Source organism: Polyangiaceae bacterium (assembly GCA_020633205.1).
GTDB lineage: Bacteria > Myxococcota_A > Polyangia > Polyangiales > Polyangiaceae > JAHBVY01.
Genome location: JACKEB010000011.1, coordinates 86,648 through 103,611 on the forward strand (window position 1 = coordinate 86,648; position 16,964 = coordinate 103,611).

The window sequence follows — 16,964 nt, forward strand, 5'->3', positions numbered from 1 at the left end:
TCAGCGCCTTAAAGCGCTGAGGGGGATCAACGGTTGATCCGGAGAGCCTGCGGGCGCGTCGAAGGCGCTCCTCTCCCCCAACCCAAGCTCTGATGCTTGTCCATCATCGGAAGCATCCAGCCAGGCGTCCCGCCCTGCGGGCGCCGTATCGCCGCTCAAGGCGCGGTCGAGCAGGTGAGTGACTCGCACGTTGCCCAGTGCGGCCAGCAGGTTTCCGCGCACGTTGGGGTTCTCTGCCGCAAGCTCATCGATCAGACGCTTGATGCGTTGGCGCTTGAGGTTGTCCTGAGACCCGCACAAATCACACGGCACGATGGGGAACTGCATCAAGGCGGCGTATTCAGCGATGTCCGCTTCGGCGCACTCGAGCAGCGGACGAATCACCACGTTGCGCCCGTCATCGGACTGCAGACGCGGGGGCATCGCCTTGATCTGCCCGCTGTAGAGCAGATTCAAGAGCAGCGTCTCGATGGTGTCTTCGCGATGGTGGCCTAGAGCGATCTTCGTGCAGCCAAGCTCTTGAGCGACATTGTAGAGAATGCCGCGACGCAGCCGGGAGCACAGCGAGCAGTAGGTGCGCCCTTCCGGGATCTTGGACTTGACGATGGAGTACGTATCCTCGCGGATAATCTTGTAGTCGAAGCCCTGGGCCTCGAAGTAGTTCGGGAGCACCTCGGCAGGGAAGCCGGGGTGACCTTGATCGAGGTTCACCGCGATCAGCTCCAGCGGAAACGGCGCACGCGCGCGGATCTGGCCGAGCAAGCTGAGCAGACTCATCGAGTCCTTGCCGCCGCTCACCGCGACCATCACCCGATCGTTCGGCTCGAGCAGCTTGAACGCTTCGCTCGTCTGCGCGAGCTGCCCGAGCAGGCGCTTTTCCAGACGCCGCAAGCGGGCGCCGGCGTTCTTGGCTGGTGTTGAGCTATGCGGCTTCACGATCGGCGCCAAGCTATCACGCGCTGCCCCGCGTGCACCCCGGAAGGGCCTAGTCTTTTGCAGGGAGATCCCGGAGGCTCGTCGGGCGCCCATGGTCCAGCCGTTCAAACAAGGTCGGTACGACGAGCTCCCGGAGCGGCCCCGTCGCCCCCACGACTACTTCGAGTTGCCGTCCCAGCGCCTCGAGCTCGAATCCCGGCGCTTCGGGAGCCACCACGTCTACCTGAAGAAGCTCGGCAGCGGCCCACCGCTCTTGCTGATTCATGGACTGATGACCAGCTCCTACTCGTGGCGCTACGTGGTGTCCGCGCTGGCAGAGCGCTTCACGGTGTATGCCCCCGATCTGCCAGGCGCGGGCCGCACCGATATGGTGCTCAACCCGAAGGATCCCGATCTCTACTCCCCAGAGTCGCTCAGCGACTGGATCCGCGAGCTGGTTCAGGCGCTCGAGATCGAGGGCTGCGCGGCGGTGGGCAACTCACTCGGTGGCTACCTGTGCATGCGCGCCGTGCTGGCGGACCCAAAGTTGTTCTCCCGCCTGGTCAACGTGCACTCCCCAGCGCGACCGGAGCCGCGGCTCTACGCTTTGAAGCGAGCGCTCAGCATCCCTGGTAGCCAGCGCGTACTCGCTAGGGTGATTCGCCATGACCCTCAGCGCTGGGCGCACAAGAACGTTCACTACTACGACGAGAGCCTAAAGAGCCTGGAAGAGGCACGCGAGTATGGCGCCCCGCTGGCCACGGAAGGCGGAGTGAAGGCCTTCATTCAGTACTTGGCACGCACGGTGGATCCCCAGGGATTCAAGGAGCTGCTCGCGCGCCTCCAGCTGCGCAAGGATCGCAATCAGGCGTTCCCGATCCCGCTGATGCTGCTCTATGCAGATCGCGATCCCATGGTCAGCCCGAAGAACGGTGCCGCGCTCAAGCGTCTGCTGCCGGACGCTCGCTACGAGGTGCTGAAGGACGCGAGCCACTTCTCCCATGTGGACGCGCCGGAGCGAACGTTGGAATTGCTCTTTGATTTCCTCGCGGAGCCGGAAGCTCGCTGAGAAACTACTGAGTGAGCAGCCCGAGGTCGTTGCAGATCGCCGCTTGAGCGCCGCGGGGCTTCCCGTTCTCGAACTCGAGGGTGCACGCCTGGGGATGAACCAAGCTCTCCGCAAACTCCACGGCGATGGGCTGGCTCCAGTCACGCGCGCCGTCGACGCGCGCCCGAATCACACCCTTCGGGTCGATGAACCAGGTCTCCGGGTAGAGCTTGGTGCCGTACTTGTCGAGCACCATATCGGCGCCGGAGTCGACGAACACGGGGAACGGCACGCCGTCAGGCAGCACCGACTCCAGGGTCGCCTTGGCGTCGTCCACGCTCTCGTCAGTGGACAGGGTCAAGAGCACTACGTTCTTGCCACGGCTACGCAGGATGTTCGCTAGCTCGGCGAGGCTCGGCAGTTCCTCGAGGCAAGGCCGGCAGGTCTTGCTCCAGAAGTTGAGGATCACGACCTTGCCCCGGTAGTCCGAGAGTCGACCCTTGCCGCCGCTGACCAGCGGTAGTTCGAAATCCGGCGCCGAGCGATTGCGAGCCGAGTAGTCGGGCCCCAGCGCACACATGGGCGTGCAGAGCTTGCGCTGTTCGCCGTCCCGCGCGGTGGCTCCAAACGAGTACACACCGAGCGCCGCGATCAGGATGAACACGAGCTGTGCGAGCTGTGCGGGCTTCATTCCGTCGCAGGGTGTAGCACGAGAAGCGCCAAAGCGGAGCGAGGTTTGGTTTGGGGGTTAGGTGCCCCGGGCTCACCGCGCTAAAAGAGCGGCGATGGCTCAGTGGCGCGGCGTAAGGACGCAGCAAGTTGGGGGTATTTCGGCCCTGATCGGCGCCGCGGTGGCCGTGTGCTCCAGCCAGGCGGCTGCCCAAGTCGACTCCGGAGCGAGCCCTCCCCCAGCACAAGCCCCCGCCCGAAACTACCTGAACCTGCGCTTGGGCTCGTCGAGCGCAACCGCAGAGTCCGGCCACCCAGATATCTGCGCGGAAACGACGCCTTTCAGGTTCTTGTCCCTCGAAGCCTGCGGCACTGGCGCAGGGCTCCTCCACGAGTCGGGGAGCGATCTGATGCATCTCCGCGTGAAGTGGAACGTCCTGCAGTGGCAGCCCGCTGACGACCCGAGAGGCGTGACGCTGGAACCGGCCATCGGCGTAGGCATGACGGAGCTTCAAGTTGCCAGTGACGAACCGGGCTTCCGCTTCAGCGACACAGGTTCTAGCCGCGCGGAAACCGCTGGTGCGGAGGGCGTGCTCCAGCTGCGGCTACTCTACCCGCTCGAGCACGGCGTGGAGCTGGTCGGCGCGGCTGAGCTTGGTGCCGCCTACCTGCCCCATGCAGATGAGCTAGTCACGCCGAAGCCCGAGCTCTTGCCGTTTGCGGGCGTCAGCTTGGGCTTCGGCTTCTAGCAGGGTGTTGAAAAACACCCTGCCAATCAACAACAACCGTGCCCGCGCACAATTCGACCAGATCTCGCTCTCGCAAAACCCTCACTTCTATGGGGTTTTGCGAGAGCGTGGTCCGAAGATCCGCGCGGATAAGCACGCCGGATGCTGAAAAGCGGAGTTTTTCAGCATCCTGCTAGTGGTCAGGGGTTACGGCAGACCTTGTAGCCGCTCTCGAGCAGGCTGCTCTGAGCGCAAACCTGATTGGGTCCACATTCCCCCGGGAAGTCGCCGCACACGACGACTTCGCCGTTGCCGCAAGAACTCTTGCAGCTCAAGCGATCGTAGACGGTGCGCTGGTTGCCGGGGAAGCCGATCTGAGTCGTCTCACCGCAGCAGTGTTCGCCGGCGTCGCAGTCCTCGGGGCCGTTACACGTGATGTCGTTCTTGTTGTCGGATGCGAAGTTGCCGTCGCAGTCAGCGTCCTCGTCGATGCAACTGCCCGTCGGGTTCGATCCGTACCAGGGCACGCAGCACTTGTTGCCCTGATCCACACGGCAAGCGCTGCCGTTGCAAGTGACCACACCGGGGTCGCCCATGACGGTGCCACCGCCGGTGCCACCGCTGCCTGACATGCCAGCCGTGCCGCCGCTCCCCGCCATGCCGCCGGTGCCGCCGGTGGTGCTGCTGCCGGCGGTTCCGCCGGTGGTGCTACTTCCACTGGAGCCGCCTGTTGGGCTGCCCGCTTCGCCGCCGCTGTTTCCAACGCCGCCCGTCGCGCCCCCGGTGCCGCCTGTCGGCGCACCTCCGGAAGCGCCAACTCCGCCTGAGCCGGCGATGGGGCCCGTGCCGCCCACGCCACCGTCACCGCCAGAGTTGCCGGTGTTGCCAGCGCCTGCATCTCCAGAAGAGCCACCTGTCGTGGAGCTGCCACCGCTCGAGGACCCGCCCGAAGAGGTCGCGCCGGTGCCGCCACTGTTGCCCCCACCCGCGCCGCTATCGCCAAACAGATCCGAACCAGAGCTTCCGCCACACGCGCCGAGCAGGCCAGCGGCAAACAGAATCGCCAGAGTACGAGTGGTCATGAGTCTTGCTCCAATCGAAGTTAGGGAGGCGGCACATGAAGCGCCATGCGCACCCGTGGCGCGCAAAATCAATGTCGGCGCGGTTCAGGGCACGAACCAAGGAACTGTTACTTGTTCGCGCCTCTCGGGCGCGAATCGCTGGGGGAGTGGCCGGCTAACCGTCCTACCTTATTTTTTACCAAACATCGGTTCGGCCAGCACCCGGAAAGCAGCTTGATCTCGAGGCTTTACACCCACCTTCTACCACCCACCGCGAGGTCCGGACTGTCGCGCGCTGAACGCATGTCCGTCCCTCCTGCGGCATGACGAAAACGTGACTCGCGGCTGACGGCGCAGGGGTGTCGGTCCCCTAGGTAGTGGAAATTAGAATGGAACTCCCCGTCGCCATCGTCCTCTTCTTCGTCGGGCACTGGATGCTGAGCGTCTTCTTTCAGACGTTCTTCCTCCACCGCTACGGCGCGCACCGCATGTTCACCCTGTCCAAGGGCTGGGAGCGGTTTTTCCACTTTTGCACCTTCGTCTTCCAAGGTAGCTCCTATCTGAATCCGCGCGGATACGCGATTCTGCATCGCATGCACCATGCGTACTCCGACACCGAGAAGGACCCGCACTCGCCGGTGATCTTCAACAACCCGGTGTCGATGATGAACCACACCCGGGACATCTACCGCTCAATCAACTTGGGGACTTTCCCCGTGGAAGAGCGCTTCGACGGCGGCTATCCCGATTGGCCGTTGATCGACCGCATCGCTGGCCGCTGGCTGACGAGCCTCTGCTGGGGCACCGCGTACACCGCCTTCTACTTCGCGTTTGCGACCCAGTGGTGGCACTTCTTGCTGTTGCCCATCCACTACCTGATGGGCCCTGTGCACGGCGCCATCGTCAACTGGTTCGGGCACTGGGCGGGCTACCGCAACTTCGACAGCAAGGACGCCTCGCGCAACACGCTGATCTTCGACTTCGTCACCCTGGGTGAGCTGTTCCAGAACAATCACCACAAGTACGGCATGCGGCCGAACTTCGCGGTGCGCTGGTTCGAAATCGACCCCACCTGGTGGGCCATCCGCGTCTTCGCCAAGCTCGGGATCCTCAGGCTGCGCGACGAGCGCCTGCTGAATTCACGTGAGGAGCGCGAGGCGACCCACGTGAAGGAAGACCTCGAGTTGCCGGCGCCAGAGCCCGCCGAGTAGTTACCGCCGCGAGGCGGGCGCCCTTGAATTCCCCGCTCGCGGGCCCCAAGCTTCTCCTCGTGAAGAGCCTGGTCTGTCGCTGTGAAGACGTAACCGTCGCCGAGCTCGAGCACGCCATCGAACTCGGGCACGACGACATTGAGTCCCTCAAGCGCTACACCGGCTTTGGCACTGGCTGGTGCCAAGGCAAGTGGTGCTTGGTGCCCTGCGCGCGCATCCTCGCGGCAAGAGGCGGGGACCCCGGCCACGGCATCACGCCTCGACCACCGATGCGACCTCTAGCGTTTGGGGAGCTCGCAGCGCTCGACCCCGACGACTTGTAGCCCGGCTATGCTTGGGTAGGCACCAGGACGCTGGGGTTCATCACGAGAGCGGGGTCCAGGCTACGCTTGGCGGCACTCAGGGCGTCGCCAAACAGCGGCGGCTGCTGTTTGAGGTACCAGGGCATGAAGTCTCGCCCGACCGCGTGGTGATGAGTCACGGTGCCGCCGTGCTCCAGCATCGCGTCGGTCATGGCTGCCTTGACGACGTCCCACTGCTGGAGCTCAGAGCCGCGCCGAGCTGGTGCAACGACCGTGAAGTAGGGCGCCGCGCCGTCTGGGTACGCGTGCGTGACGCGGCAGGTGCACACTCCTTCGCCACCAGTCTCGGCGGTTGCTTTCCGCGCAGCGTCACTGACCGCGTGATACAGCTCATCAAAGCGGTCCCACGTCACCGCCGTCTCAAAGGTCTCGGTGAAGACTCCACGCGCGATCAGCGCATCACGGAGATAAGGCGCACGTAGAAACGCGTCACGCCACGCCGCCTGGGCGCCTTCCCGCTTAGCGTCGTCCTCTGGCTTGGTCTCGCTCAGTCGAACCTTGTCGTCGTCGATGCGGCCGCCGTGGTCACGCACCAGCTCGACCGCGCGGCGTATCCAGGCTTCGAGGCTATGATCTGCCGACTCGAACGCAACCAAGAGCAGCGCCTCTCCGCTGCCGTCGGCCTGATTCATCAGCGCTTCCATCGGATCTAGCAGTCGGCAGTTCGCCGGGTACAGGCCTGACTGAACCAGCGCCTTGAGGGCCCGCGCACCGCTCGCGAAGTCAGCGAAACGAACAGCCGCATTCGCGCGGAAACGCGGACGATCTTGGACGCGCATCCAAGCGCTCGTGATGACTCCCAGCGCGCCCTCAGAGCCGATGAACAGACGATCGGGGCTCGGGCCCGCGCCGGAACCCGGCAAGCGTCGTGTCTCGAGAGTACCTCGAGGAGTGACCACTCTCAGGCTCTCGACGAAGTCATCGATGTGCGTGAATTGGGTCGCAAAGTGGCCCCCCGCGCGGGTGGCGATCCAGCCGCCCAGTGACGAGAACTCGAAGCTCTGAGGGTAGTGACGCAAGGTGAGCCCGTGGGGCTTGAGCTGCGCCTCGAGCGCCGGCCCCAGCACGCCGCCTTGAATCTGCGCCGCGCGCGAGTCGCGGTCGACTTTGAGCACTTGGTCGAGCTTGGTCAGATCCAGACTCAGGGCGCCCCGGTAGTCACCTTCGAACTTCGCCTCCACACCACCGCAGACGGAGGACCCACCTCCGTACGGAATCACAGCAACGCGTTCCTGAGTGCAGAAGTCCAGGAGCCGCACCACGTCGGCCTCGTCCTTCGGGTACGCGACCACATCCGGTGGGTGCTCAAACTTCCGTGCGAAAGCCCGCGCGATGTCCCGATACGACTTGCCGTAGCAGTGGCTCAAGCGTTCGTAGTCGTCGCTGTGCCCAAGCTCCTTCAGGGTCGCTGGCAGCTGAAAGCGCGGCGCAGGCAGATCGATATCCGACAGCTGAGGTGGTTCGGTGATCTCCAGCTTGCCCATGTTGAGCCAATGGCTGAGCCCCGCTTCAACCATCGCGAGTCGCTCAGGTGGCGGTCCCTCACCCTCGATCCCCCAACCCCAGAACTTGCGCTTTGGGCTCATCCACCCGAGGCTACCATGGGCGCGCGCAACGCTCAGTAGGGAGAAGTCACTTCGCTCTTCCCCGCGAGCACACTCTGAAAGAAGCGCACGTACTGATCTTGCGCCTCTGGCGTGAAAATCAGCCCACCGTGCTCGGCGACCTTGGTATCCCCTTCGACGCGATCGAACTGCGTCATGATCCCCGTGGCGCCACCGGCGAGGTTGCCACTAACCGGTGCATTTACCGCACGGATACCAGGCACGGGGCGCACTTCGTGCAACAGTTCCAGACCCGCGGCGCGTGCCAACGCATCGCTGGTGGAGTTTGGAACGATGCCGTCGTCGTTCACCTCTTGCAGGAGCACGTCGCGCGGCGCCCAACCCACGACGCCAGGTAGCGCCTCCTGGGTCACGTAGTGGGCGAAGTTCAGCGGGTCACCGGGGTCGACGATGCTCTGAGTCATCGCCATGAAGCTCGCCACGGATCCGAACGGAATGCCGTCCCCGGCGATGCCCTTGACCACGATGTTGAAGGTCTTCGAGTCGCGCAGCAACATCATGAGTCCCGCCCCACCGACGTTCCAAGTTACCGCGCGGATTTCTGGTGCAATGCTAGCGATGGTCGCTCCTTGCACCGACCCGAAGCTATGGCCAATGTAGAGGATGTTCGATGTGTCGAGGTCCGGCACACCATCAGGAGCGCCCACGGGCAGCACGTCTAGCTCCGACAGGCTCTGAATGAAGCGCACCAGCTCAAGCTGATCGGCCGCCATCTGGCGGAAGTTGTCCCGCGCTCGCGCGATGTCGAACTCATTGGTCGCTTCGTCAATCCCGAAGAAGCCATACACGCTGCTGATCAGAGTCGTCTCACCCTCGTGTCGCGAACCATGCTCAGGCGAGTCAATACCGAACACCGCGACGCCCCTCTCCGATACCGGGTCGAGACGTTCCGACGTCCCCCACACGCCGTCCTTGTCGCCTCCGAGTCCATGCCCGTAGATCACCACCGGTCGCGGCCCACTCACCGCCTTGTTGGAGAAGCTCAAGAAGACTTCCAGCGACTCGTCCTTCTGCTTCTTCGCGACGCCCTGCGCATCAAACTCCCATTTTCCGTCGGGCTTTGGCTTGCGGTACTCAGGCGAGGGGTAGTGGTTCACGAAGCGCACTCGGTTTGTGTCTTCGTCGTTCACACTCCAGCTGTCCTGCGCTTCGGGCAGCGGTGCCTGGCGCCGCGCCTGCGCCAAGTCGATCATTCCGCGCTGCACGTCGCCCACGGTGAACAGTGTCGCCGCGCTGATTTCTTCACGGGAGAGCTCCAAGAGCGGCAGCGCGGTATCCAACGCGTCGCTTAGCTGCGCCTCGTAGTCACCACTCACCTGTCCGGTGAGCGTCTCGTGCATGAACTCCGAGCGCCCAATCGGCGTGCCGTCCGCCGCCTTTTGCTCATCGGTCACCAGGAAGAGATAGGTTCCGCGGGGATTTAGTGGCACCGCAGGGTGGGCGATCAACGTGTAGTCGTCGAACTGCCAATAGTCGTCCCCGGGCTGGGCAAAGTAGTAAGGGACGAGGCCAAGCGGCTTGCCGTAGTCAGGGGATTCGGGGGTGAGGTCCACCAGGTACAAAGGGGACCCACCCGAGCTGAACCTCGCAGCGTCGGAGATCTCGCCGTGGATCTTCTCGCCTTCGACTTCCGCCTGGTAGCCGGCGTAGTCGATGGGTCCGTCGAACTTCGCGATCACACCGCCCACCGGGCTGAAACCGTCGAGCTCGTTCAGCTCGTCGACGCTGGTCTGGAAACCGTACAACTGGCTCGAGCTCACGACGGTTCGCGGGCTGATCTCCACCCGAAGACCCGTGGCGCTGGCGGCATCAGGGTGGGAGTAGCGGTTCGAGGGAAAGAGCTCGGTGTCGCTCTCTCCGAGCGGCCCGTACAAGACATTGCTGGATCCGGGTTCCCAAGCCGGAGGCTGCGCACCACCTGCACTCGACTCGTCGCCCCCACATCCAGCCAACCCCAGGCCGGCGATCACTAACCCCAGTCCCCCAATCCGCGAAGCCATCAGCGGATGGTAACAGACCGGCTGGCCGCTCGGGAGCGGAGACGCGAAGCAGGCGCTGGATGGAACGCTCCAGCACCCTCGGGGTAGAGATCACGCGCGCGGGGAAGGGACCTCCAGCAGGAGCCCCGCACACGACGTGGGGCCCCGGCTGGACTAGCCGGCCTGGCTCTGACGCATCAGCGAGTACCCAACGGTCCCGCGAATCACCGACTGCAGCATCTTCACCGCGTCCTCGAGCTCGGCGCGCTCGTCACGAATGCTCTCCAGAGCACCAATGAAGAGCGAGACGAAGGTGTCGGCGACGAGTGTGAGCGGTGGCAACTTCGTCATATCGAAGCCGACCTTGGCAGCGCCTTGAGCCAAGTCCTCAGCCAGCTCACGCCGCGCACGCGCTTCACACGCCATGATCGCGTTGCCCAGCGCTGAGGTCGTATCCCTACGGTAGCGCAGGAAGATATCGATCATCGCAGGCTCAGAGATCAGCGCCTCCAGGCTCTGGCGCACCGTGTTCTCGCTGTTCTCGATGGGACCGCGTTCACGACCCGCCGCGCGAACTTCGCGCAGAATTTGGGTGATGCGGTTAGAAATTTCTTCTGCGGCGACGGCCAATATCTCATCCACATTCTTGAAGTGGACGTAGAAGGCCGGTTGCGTCACGCCAACCCGTGCAGTGACTGCAGTTGTTGTAACGGCAGCCACCCCACCAGTGCGCGCGAGCTCAGCCGCTGCCTGGATCAACTGACTACGTGTACGCTCCTTCTTTTCCGCACGGGTAAGCCGTCGAGGCGCACGGTCCTCTGGCACTTCCGTAACCGAAGAGTCGGGAGCCTCCTCTTCGTCGGTTTCGTTTACTGGAACTCGAGACGCCACCGCAGGTCTGCACCCAGATTGCCCAGACTTGAGCTCCCCAGGTCGTTCACGTTGTCGTACGAGCCCTCCACGCTCACTCTGCGATTGAGCCGCCACTCTAGGTTAGAGCGTACCTCACGTGAGTCCGATATGCCGCTGGTAACGTTCGCTCGGATGCGATCAGCAAGTCTTTTTCCGATGGTAACCGTTGGCTCAGTACGGCCTGTACGGGATGAGTAGCTGCTACCGAAGTTGAACTCGTCGATAACTGGCACGGCTTTGGTTACCGCTTGGTCCGCGCCAGTGAGTGTGCCCAGCGCTTCCAACGCAACACTTTCACCGACACTAGCCGACTGTGCTTGGTCGAGTTCGGCTCGCGTTAGGCCGATGGTCAGCAAGAGTACGATGTCGTCCTGGGAGAGCGCAGGATTGCTCGTGAGATCGATCTTGAGCTGCTCGGTGTCGCCATAGGCGTGGAGCGTGATGTTCCATCTTCCGCCCGTGGCACTCGCCGCGCTGCTCCCACCAGCGCTGCCTTCAGCGCTGCCGCTGGTCGCTGCAGCTGCGTCGGAGTACCGACGATACTCAGTGCTAGCAGTGACATCGACACGGGGAGCGATCCGCGTAAGGTCATCAAAACGCACGGATCCTTGCTGAATTTCGAACTCGCTCTGCCGCAGTCGAATGCGCCCTCCCGGCTTCAGCTTGAGCGATCCGCGCATCCCAAAGCGCTGGTTCGTACCCGAGAGCAAGAGCCCTTGTCGGCCAACTACGAGCTCCGCGTCGATCAGGTTGTTGCTCAATGTGAGGGCGCGGCTCGCCTTGACGGTGATGTCGAACTCGACTCGATCATCTACCGGATCATAGGCGTCGAACTCAGTACGCTTTCCTCTCGATGCCAGCGTGGAGATGTCCACGGCCATGGTCACCGGTCGCGTATAGCGGAATGACTGAATCGTCACGTCGCCGGTCACGCGCGGCAGCGCCGCCTCGCCTCCAGGCCCTTGGGCCTGAGGATCCCAACTGGCGATTAGGAGCGCATCGGCAGTTGTTTCGACGCCGGAAGTCAGCGGCAAGCTGATGTCATCGGCAGTGATCACAAAGCGCGCCTTTCCAAGCTCGGTCCCGCTAAGACGCGCATCACCGGTGATCTTCACGGTGCCACTGCCGACCTTCGCACTGCCGCGCCGCACCGCGATTTGGTCTGAATCCACGCTGATCTCGAATTCGACATCCGACAACGTATTGCCAACACCAGCCAGGGCCAACTCGCCGCCAGTGAGCTGGAAACCACCCGAGTAGCTGAGCTGCTTGAGCGGTCCTTTGATCGACAGGTTGCCCTGCACTTGGCCCTTCGCGCGATCGACGCTCGGCAGCGCGCGGGCAAGCGTCGAGAGATCGAGCGGGCGCAATTCCATACGAAAATCGACTTTGGGGTCGCTGCCAAGCTGAGTCACGCCGCCCGACAAATCGAACACAGCTTGGGCAGTGCCCAGGCTCCGGAGGCCAAGCGCGAGGTGTCCAGCGCTGACGCTCTGGTCCTTGATCACGATGGGCTTCGCGTCCACCAACTCGACCTGGGCACCACCGCGGCTCATGTCCAGGCCCTTAAGCTGCACGGTAGCGCGAGCATCGCGCGGTCGATCCAAGGGCAGCTCGGCTATGTCAATGGTTGCGCTCAGGCGTCCCTTCGGCGCGTTCGCGAGCGCCAGCGTCGGCGAGATCTCCGCGAAAGCACCCACGTCGAGATCCTGCAGGGTAACGCTACCCTTCGCGGTCTTCGACCTTTGACGGGTCACCTGCAAGTCGCTCAACTTGACTTGACCCCCGAACAGCTCTCCATCCACGTGGAAAATGCCATCCGCCTCGTCTTGTTCCCAGCGCGCTCGGTTGAATGGCGCGGTGATTGGCGCGCCACAGCGCGTACGACCGACGACCACCGGCTTTTTCTTCTCAACCGGGCGCAGCGCTACGTCGAGGGTAGATGCTGGCAACTTTGACGTCCCCACGTGCATGCCGCTGAGCACCACGCTGGCGTCGAAGCTCAGCTGGTCCACGGTTCCGTAGACCTCCGCCGTCGCGCTGGCGTAGCCGGAGACGTAGTCCGCAAGCGAACCCATGGACTGAAACGCCGGCAGCGGAACACGCGTTCCCACCCCATGGCCGCGCAAGATCCCTCCGCGCTGCATGGACAAAGCACCGAGAAACACTCCGCCACCCTTGCTCAAACTGAAGCTAGGCAGGTCGAGCTCGAACCCAAGGTAGCTCGCGTCGCGGTCCAGCCAACGGAAGTCGAAGCTGGCGCTCCCCTTGTCGTAGTGCTCTTCGAAGAGTTCCATCTCCCCGAATCGGCCCTCGCCCCGCACTTGAAGGAAGCCACCGCCGCACTTGTCGGACTTCCCGCCGAAATCGAAGTGCACGCTCGCTTGCACGGCACCGCGACCTTTGATCGGCGCGAAACGCGGATCTTCGTCGAAGTGCCACATCGCGAAGAAGTCGCGAATGTCGAGATCACTGCTGGCAACCTCCGCGTCCACCAACACCGTGGCGTCGCTATCGAAGTCGAGCTTCGCGCTGGAGACATCGAAGTGGCTGCTGCCCTTCTTGCCGCGGACGTTCGAGAGCTCGAGCACCAACGGGCGAAAGCGCGTGTTGGCGCGCTCGATATCTCCCAACGGGAAGCCACCGAACTCGAAGCCCTTCACCTTCATATGACCCTCGAGCACGGGGTCACCAAAGGTGCCGACCATATTGGCGTCTAGCTCGGCGAGGCCGGCGATCGGGATGTCCACCAGCGGTCCGATATCCGCGAGCTCGATCTTCGTGCCTTCAGAGACACCAAGCTTGAACTGGTTGTTGAAGCCCAAGGAAACGACGCTCGCCAGCAGCCGGCTGTGCCCGAACTGCCCACGCACATCGTAGAATTCGAAGGCCTTGGGTCGAACCCCGATGCGAGCACGGACCACCTGCGGAGCGCGCACACCGATCATGTGTTTTCGCGCGGAATCATGGTACGCGCGGTCGAAGATCTCGAAGCGGCTCGCCTCGGTGTACATCTGAGCGTCGAGCTTCAACGGCGCGAGCGTGCCCTTGAGGTCGGTGATCAGCGTACGGTCGAGATCCCACTGGCAAACGGTGTTCTCGGTGACATCGAGATCACGCATCAGCCCCGGGAAGTTCATGCCCTTCCCGTCGAGCTTGGCCATGGAGATTCGGGGCTCTTTCGCCAGCGGCTCGATGCGCACATCCGTGATCTCCAGGTCGCCGTTCGCGTAGCCAACCTTGATCTTCGGAAGCTCGACTACGTCCTTGGCGACCTCCACCTGGGCGTCGAGGTACTTTGCGAAGGAGTACCCACCCATGCCGATCTTCCCGCCCTTGAGCCGGCCGCTGAAGCTAGGCAACTTTCCGGTACCATCGAACCTGACGCCACCGCTCAAACCCACCCAACCCTTGAGGTGAGTCCCCGCGTAGCGATTCACCGGTTCGATGGGCGCGCGCACGAAGAGGTGACCATCAAGAAGCGGCAGCTCATCCGGGCGGGGCGTCACCCGCACGCTGCTGAGCCGCACGGCAACGCGATTCGGGTTCTTTGTCAGCTCGTCGATGCGACAGCTCGCCGCCGTCCCCTTGCGTTCGTCGTCGTCCGCCGCGCCAAGCAAGGCGAGTCGGCGCACCAAAACCGCACCCTCGTCGTAGCGGGCGCGCAGATCGAGCTGACACACCACATCCTCGTCGTAGGCCGGCTCGACCTGCGTGCGATCCGGCTCATCCCCGCTGGCATCGGGAGCGTGGCGCAGGACTCGCTCGCGCTCGCGCTCCACTCGGGTCTCCCCAGCGCGCACAGCCACCTCGAAGGCGAGGCGGTCCTCGGCGTAGACATCAACATCCACGCCCTGAGTCGTGACCCGTGTATCGGAGTCGATCTTCAGATCGACGGCCGCGTCGGAGATCGCGATGGAAGCAAACGGGGCTCGGTCGAGCGGCTTCGATTTTCCGCTCGGTTTTGGCAACCGATAGTCGAGGTTCTGAAGCTTGCCATCCTGGAGTACGATGCGACCGCGCGGGGACTCGATCTCGATATCCCCCGCATCCAGCCTGCCGGAGATCAGCGCGAACAAGCGAGGCGCCACGCGCACGCTGCGCGCCGTCAGCAGCGGCGAGCCACCGTCGTTCGCCGGCACCACCACATTCTCGAGGCTGAGGCGCAAGGGCAGCAGCTCGACCCGCACCTCATAGCTCGCCTTGACGCCGAGCTCCTCGTCCAGCACCCGCGCCGTCTCCGCCGCGAGTCGGGTGCGGGCTGCATCGGTACGCAGCAAGATCCCGAGCACCACGGGGAGCAGTCCGATCAACGCGAAGAGCACACAGAACAGCTGCGCGATGCGCTTTCCCCACGATCCACGACGCCCGACGCGTCGACGCCGACGCTCAGCGGGCGCAGCGGGGGCGGGGCTCTTTCGGTCGGACATCGGGGGGTTTGGTCGCTGGCGACCGCTCACGAGCGCCAACCCTGGGAAAGCTACTGCGAAACCGCCTTCGAGGACGTAAATCGAGCAAAAAAAGCCGGATCGCGAGTCAGCGTGGGGGGACGGAAGCCGCCTGAACCGCCGGCCAGCGCAAAACCCTCACTTGGGCGTCACCGTCACCCGCTGAATCCAGTCTCCCTGAACTCCCAGGCTGGCGGCGTCTTTCCATGCGCCGTCGAAGATCCAGTTCTTCCCAGACGTGATGCCGTCATCGTCTCGTCCAATCGCCGGGAGGCCCGAGTGCTCGGTGAAGCACATCGCGACGGCGAACCCGGGATCCTGGAAGAGCGGTAGCGATAGATCCGAAATATCGATCTGGTTGATCGCCGAATCTGAACCCTGGATTTGCGCGTCCAACGACTTCAAGCGCTGGTCCGGCTTGCCTTGGTCATCGACACTCCAGATTTCTACGCGGAAAATTTTCGTATCAGTGGCGCCACCCACCACGACTTCGAGCTTATCGAAGGCGTAAGAGCAACCGGGGGCACCCACCTCGTACGTCACGCCCCAGCATTCGTCCTGGGCGAAGCCCTGCTGGAAGAAGACCTGTCCCATCTCGCTGAATCCGTCGTTTTGCAGAGAAACGCTGGCCTGTTCACACAGCGGGGCACCTCCAGTGCCGCCGCTGCCCGCCGTGCCTGCGGCGCCCGCAGCGCCGGAGCTGCCAGCGCTGCCCCCAGTCGCTCCAGTCGTGCCCCCAGCGCCACTGCTGCCCGCCTGCCCGGCGCTACCGCCCGCGCCAGAGCCGCCGCTTTCGTCGCTCGAGCATCCGACGAGCAGCAGTGCTCCTAACCCCCAAACCCAGCCAAGTCGCCATCCCATGGGACAAACGATACGGGAATTGCCTCCAGGTTTGCTCCCGCGGAGTGCTGAATCGGGGGGTGCTACGCTATTTTTGTGCTAGACGCGGCGACCCGCGTGACGTTGCCCTGGGTGGTTCCAGGGACTCTCGCGAAACCCCGCATTACTGCGGGCGCCGAGCGCGCTCCGCCGCTCACCCCATCGCTCACGCCACTCGCGACCCAGATGCCGCAAATGACGCTAGCCCCCGACCAGAGCAACAAGACACGCGCCATCCAAGCGGTGGCCCGAGCCGTGGAGCTTGCTGAGGACGGTGAGTCCAACATCGAGGTCGTCGCCATCAGCGACCTCGACCTCGAGGGCCTCAAAGGCACGGATCTTCGACCGCTGCTCGATCGCATGATCGTGGCAAAGCACGCCGACCTCGGCCTCGACGCGCTGCTGCTCGCTGGCGTGCTCGACCGCTTGCTGCCCGAGGTGCAAGCGATGGTCGGTTTTGGTGATGGGGAGTGGCGCCACAAGGACGTGTGGAAGCACACGAAGCAGGTCGTGACTCAAGCCGTGCCGCGCCTGAACATCCGCTGGGCGGCGCTGTTTCACGACATCGGCAAGGTGCGCACGCGGTCCTTCGGAGACAACGGCGAGGTGCACTTCTTCGGGCACGAGGTGGTGGGCGCCCGCATGTTCGACAAGCTCGAGAAGCGCCAGCGCTTCTTCTCCAGCGAGGAGACGCTGCGCGACTCGATCCGCTTCTTGGTGCTGAATCACCTGCGCGCCGGTCAGTACGACAGCCACTGGACTGACAGCGCCGTCCGCCGCTTCCACAAGGAAATTGGCGAAAACCTCGACGACTTGCTCTGCCTCTCCCGCGCCGACATCACCACCAAGCGCGCACTGAAGAAGAAGAAGGGCATCGCCAAGATCAACGAGCTCGGTACGCGCATCAAGGAGCTCGCGGAGCTCGATGCGCGGGTGCCGCCGTTACCGAAGGGTGTGGGCAACGAGCTGATGACCCACTTCAAGTTGCCGCCTTCGCGCTTGCTCGGCGACATCAAGCGAGCCCTTGAGGCCGCCTGCGAGGCAGGCGAACTCAAGGCAAATCAAGAGTCGGGCTACTACGTGCAGTTCGTAGCGGAGCACCCGGAGCGTTTCGGTCTAAAATAGCC

General features: G+C 63.7%; 13 protein-coding genes. 5 read left to right on the forward strand and 8 right to left on the reverse strand.

Features of this window, described 5'->3' with window-relative positions; translation table 11 throughout:
- Complete coding sequence (gene ttcA / locus H6718_07045) at positions 1 to 1,029, reverse strand: tRNA 2-thiocytidine(32) synthetase TtcA (protein MCB9585136.1); 1,029 nt, start codon at positions 1,027 to 1,029, stop codon at positions 1 to 3.
- On the opposite strand from ttcA, the gene H6718_07050 reads away from it, so the two are divergent.
- Positions 1,028 to 1,984, forward strand: coding sequence for an alpha/beta hydrolase (locus H6718_07050; GenBank protein MCB9585137.1), 957 nt, complete (start codon positions 1,028 to 1,030; stop codon positions 1,982 to 1,984). The two genes, ttcA and H6718_07050, sit on opposite strands and share 2 nt — an antisense overlap.
- 4 nt (positions 1,985 to 1,988) lie before the next feature.
- On the opposite strand, the gene H6718_07055 is transcribed toward H6718_07050, so the two are convergent.
- Positions 1,989 to 2,654 carry a TlpA family protein disulfide reductase gene (locus tag H6718_07055; GenBank protein ID MCB9585138.1) on the reverse strand — a complete coding sequence of 222 codons (666 nt, stop codon included), beginning with the start codon at positions 2,652 to 2,654 and terminating at the stop codon, positions 1,989 to 1,991.
- Positions 2,655 to 2,748: 94 nt separating this feature from the next.
- Between H6718_07055 and H6718_07060 the strand changes: the two genes are divergently transcribed.
- Positions 2,749 to 3,381: a hypothetical protein gene (locus H6718_07060; GenBank protein MCB9585139.1), complete on the forward strand. Its 633-nt coding sequence runs from the start codon at positions 2,749 to 2,751 to the stop codon at positions 3,379 to 3,381.
- Between the two features lie 179 nt (positions 3,382 to 3,560).
- Here H6718_07060 and H6718_07065 read toward each other — a convergent pair whose 3' ends face one another.
- Positions 3,561 to 4,442 carry a hypothetical protein gene (locus H6718_07065; protein ID MCB9585140.1) on the reverse strand — a complete coding sequence of 294 codons (882 nt, stop codon included), beginning with the start codon at positions 4,440 to 4,442 and terminating at the stop codon, positions 3,561 to 3,563.
- A 368-nt stretch (positions 4,443 to 4,810) separates the two neighbouring features.
- Between H6718_07065 and H6718_07070 the strand changes: the two genes are divergently transcribed.
- Both H6718_07070 and H6718_07075 read left to right on the forward strand, forming a co-directional pair.
- The gene (locus H6718_07070; protein MCB9585141.1) at positions 4,811 to 5,632 is read left to right on the forward strand and encodes an acyl-CoA desaturase; all 822 of its coding nucleotides are present in this window, start codon (positions 4,811 to 4,813) and stop codon (positions 5,630 to 5,632) included.
- Between the two features lie 59 nt (positions 5,633 to 5,691).
- Complete coding sequence (locus H6718_07075) at positions 5,692 to 5,955, forward strand: (2Fe-2S)-binding protein (protein MCB9585142.1); 264 nt, start codon at positions 5,692 to 5,694, stop codon at positions 5,953 to 5,955.
- Between the two features lie 5 nt (positions 5,956 to 5,960).
- Here H6718_07075 and H6718_07080 read toward each other — a convergent pair whose 3' ends face one another.
- The 5 genes from H6718_07080 to H6718_07100 form a co-directional block, all read right to left on the reverse strand.
- On the reverse strand, positions 5,961 to 7,580 hold the full coding sequence (locus H6718_07080; protein MCB9585143.1) for an FAD-binding oxidoreductase: 1,620 nt from the start codon (positions 7,578 to 7,580) through the stop codon (positions 5,961 to 5,963).
- Between the two features lie 32 nt (positions 7,581 to 7,612).
- Complete coding sequence (locus H6718_07085; protein ID MCB9585144.1) at positions 7,613 to 9,619, reverse strand: hypothetical protein; 2,007 nt, start codon at positions 9,617 to 9,619, stop codon at positions 7,613 to 7,615.
- A 153-nt stretch (positions 9,620 to 9,772) separates the two neighbouring features.
- Positions 9,773 to 10,489: a TetR/AcrR family transcriptional regulator gene (locus H6718_07090; GenBank protein MCB9585145.1), complete on the reverse strand. Its 717-nt coding sequence runs from the start codon at positions 10,487 to 10,489 to the stop codon at positions 9,773 to 9,775.
- On the reverse strand, positions 10,468 to 14,940 hold the full coding sequence (locus H6718_07095; GenBank protein MCB9585146.1) for a translocation/assembly module TamB domain-containing protein: 4,473 nt from the start codon (positions 14,938 to 14,940) through the stop codon (positions 10,468 to 10,470). Before H6718_07095 ends, H6718_07090 begins: the two co-directional genes overlap by 22 nt.
- A gap of 156 nt (positions 14,941 to 15,096) precedes the next feature.
- Positions 15,097 to 15,819: a hypothetical protein gene (locus H6718_07100; protein MCB9585147.1), complete on the reverse strand. Its 723-nt coding sequence runs from the start codon at positions 15,817 to 15,819 to the stop codon at positions 15,097 to 15,099.
- A gap of 204 nt (positions 15,820 to 16,023) precedes the next feature.
- Between H6718_07100 and H6718_07105 the strand changes: the two genes are divergently transcribed.
- Positions 16,024 to 16,962: an HD domain-containing protein gene (locus tag H6718_07105; protein MCB9585148.1), complete on the forward strand. Its 939-nt coding sequence runs from the start codon at positions 16,024 to 16,026 to the stop codon at positions 16,960 to 16,962.
- The last annotated feature ends 2 nt before the right edge of the window (positions 16,963 to 16,964 follow it).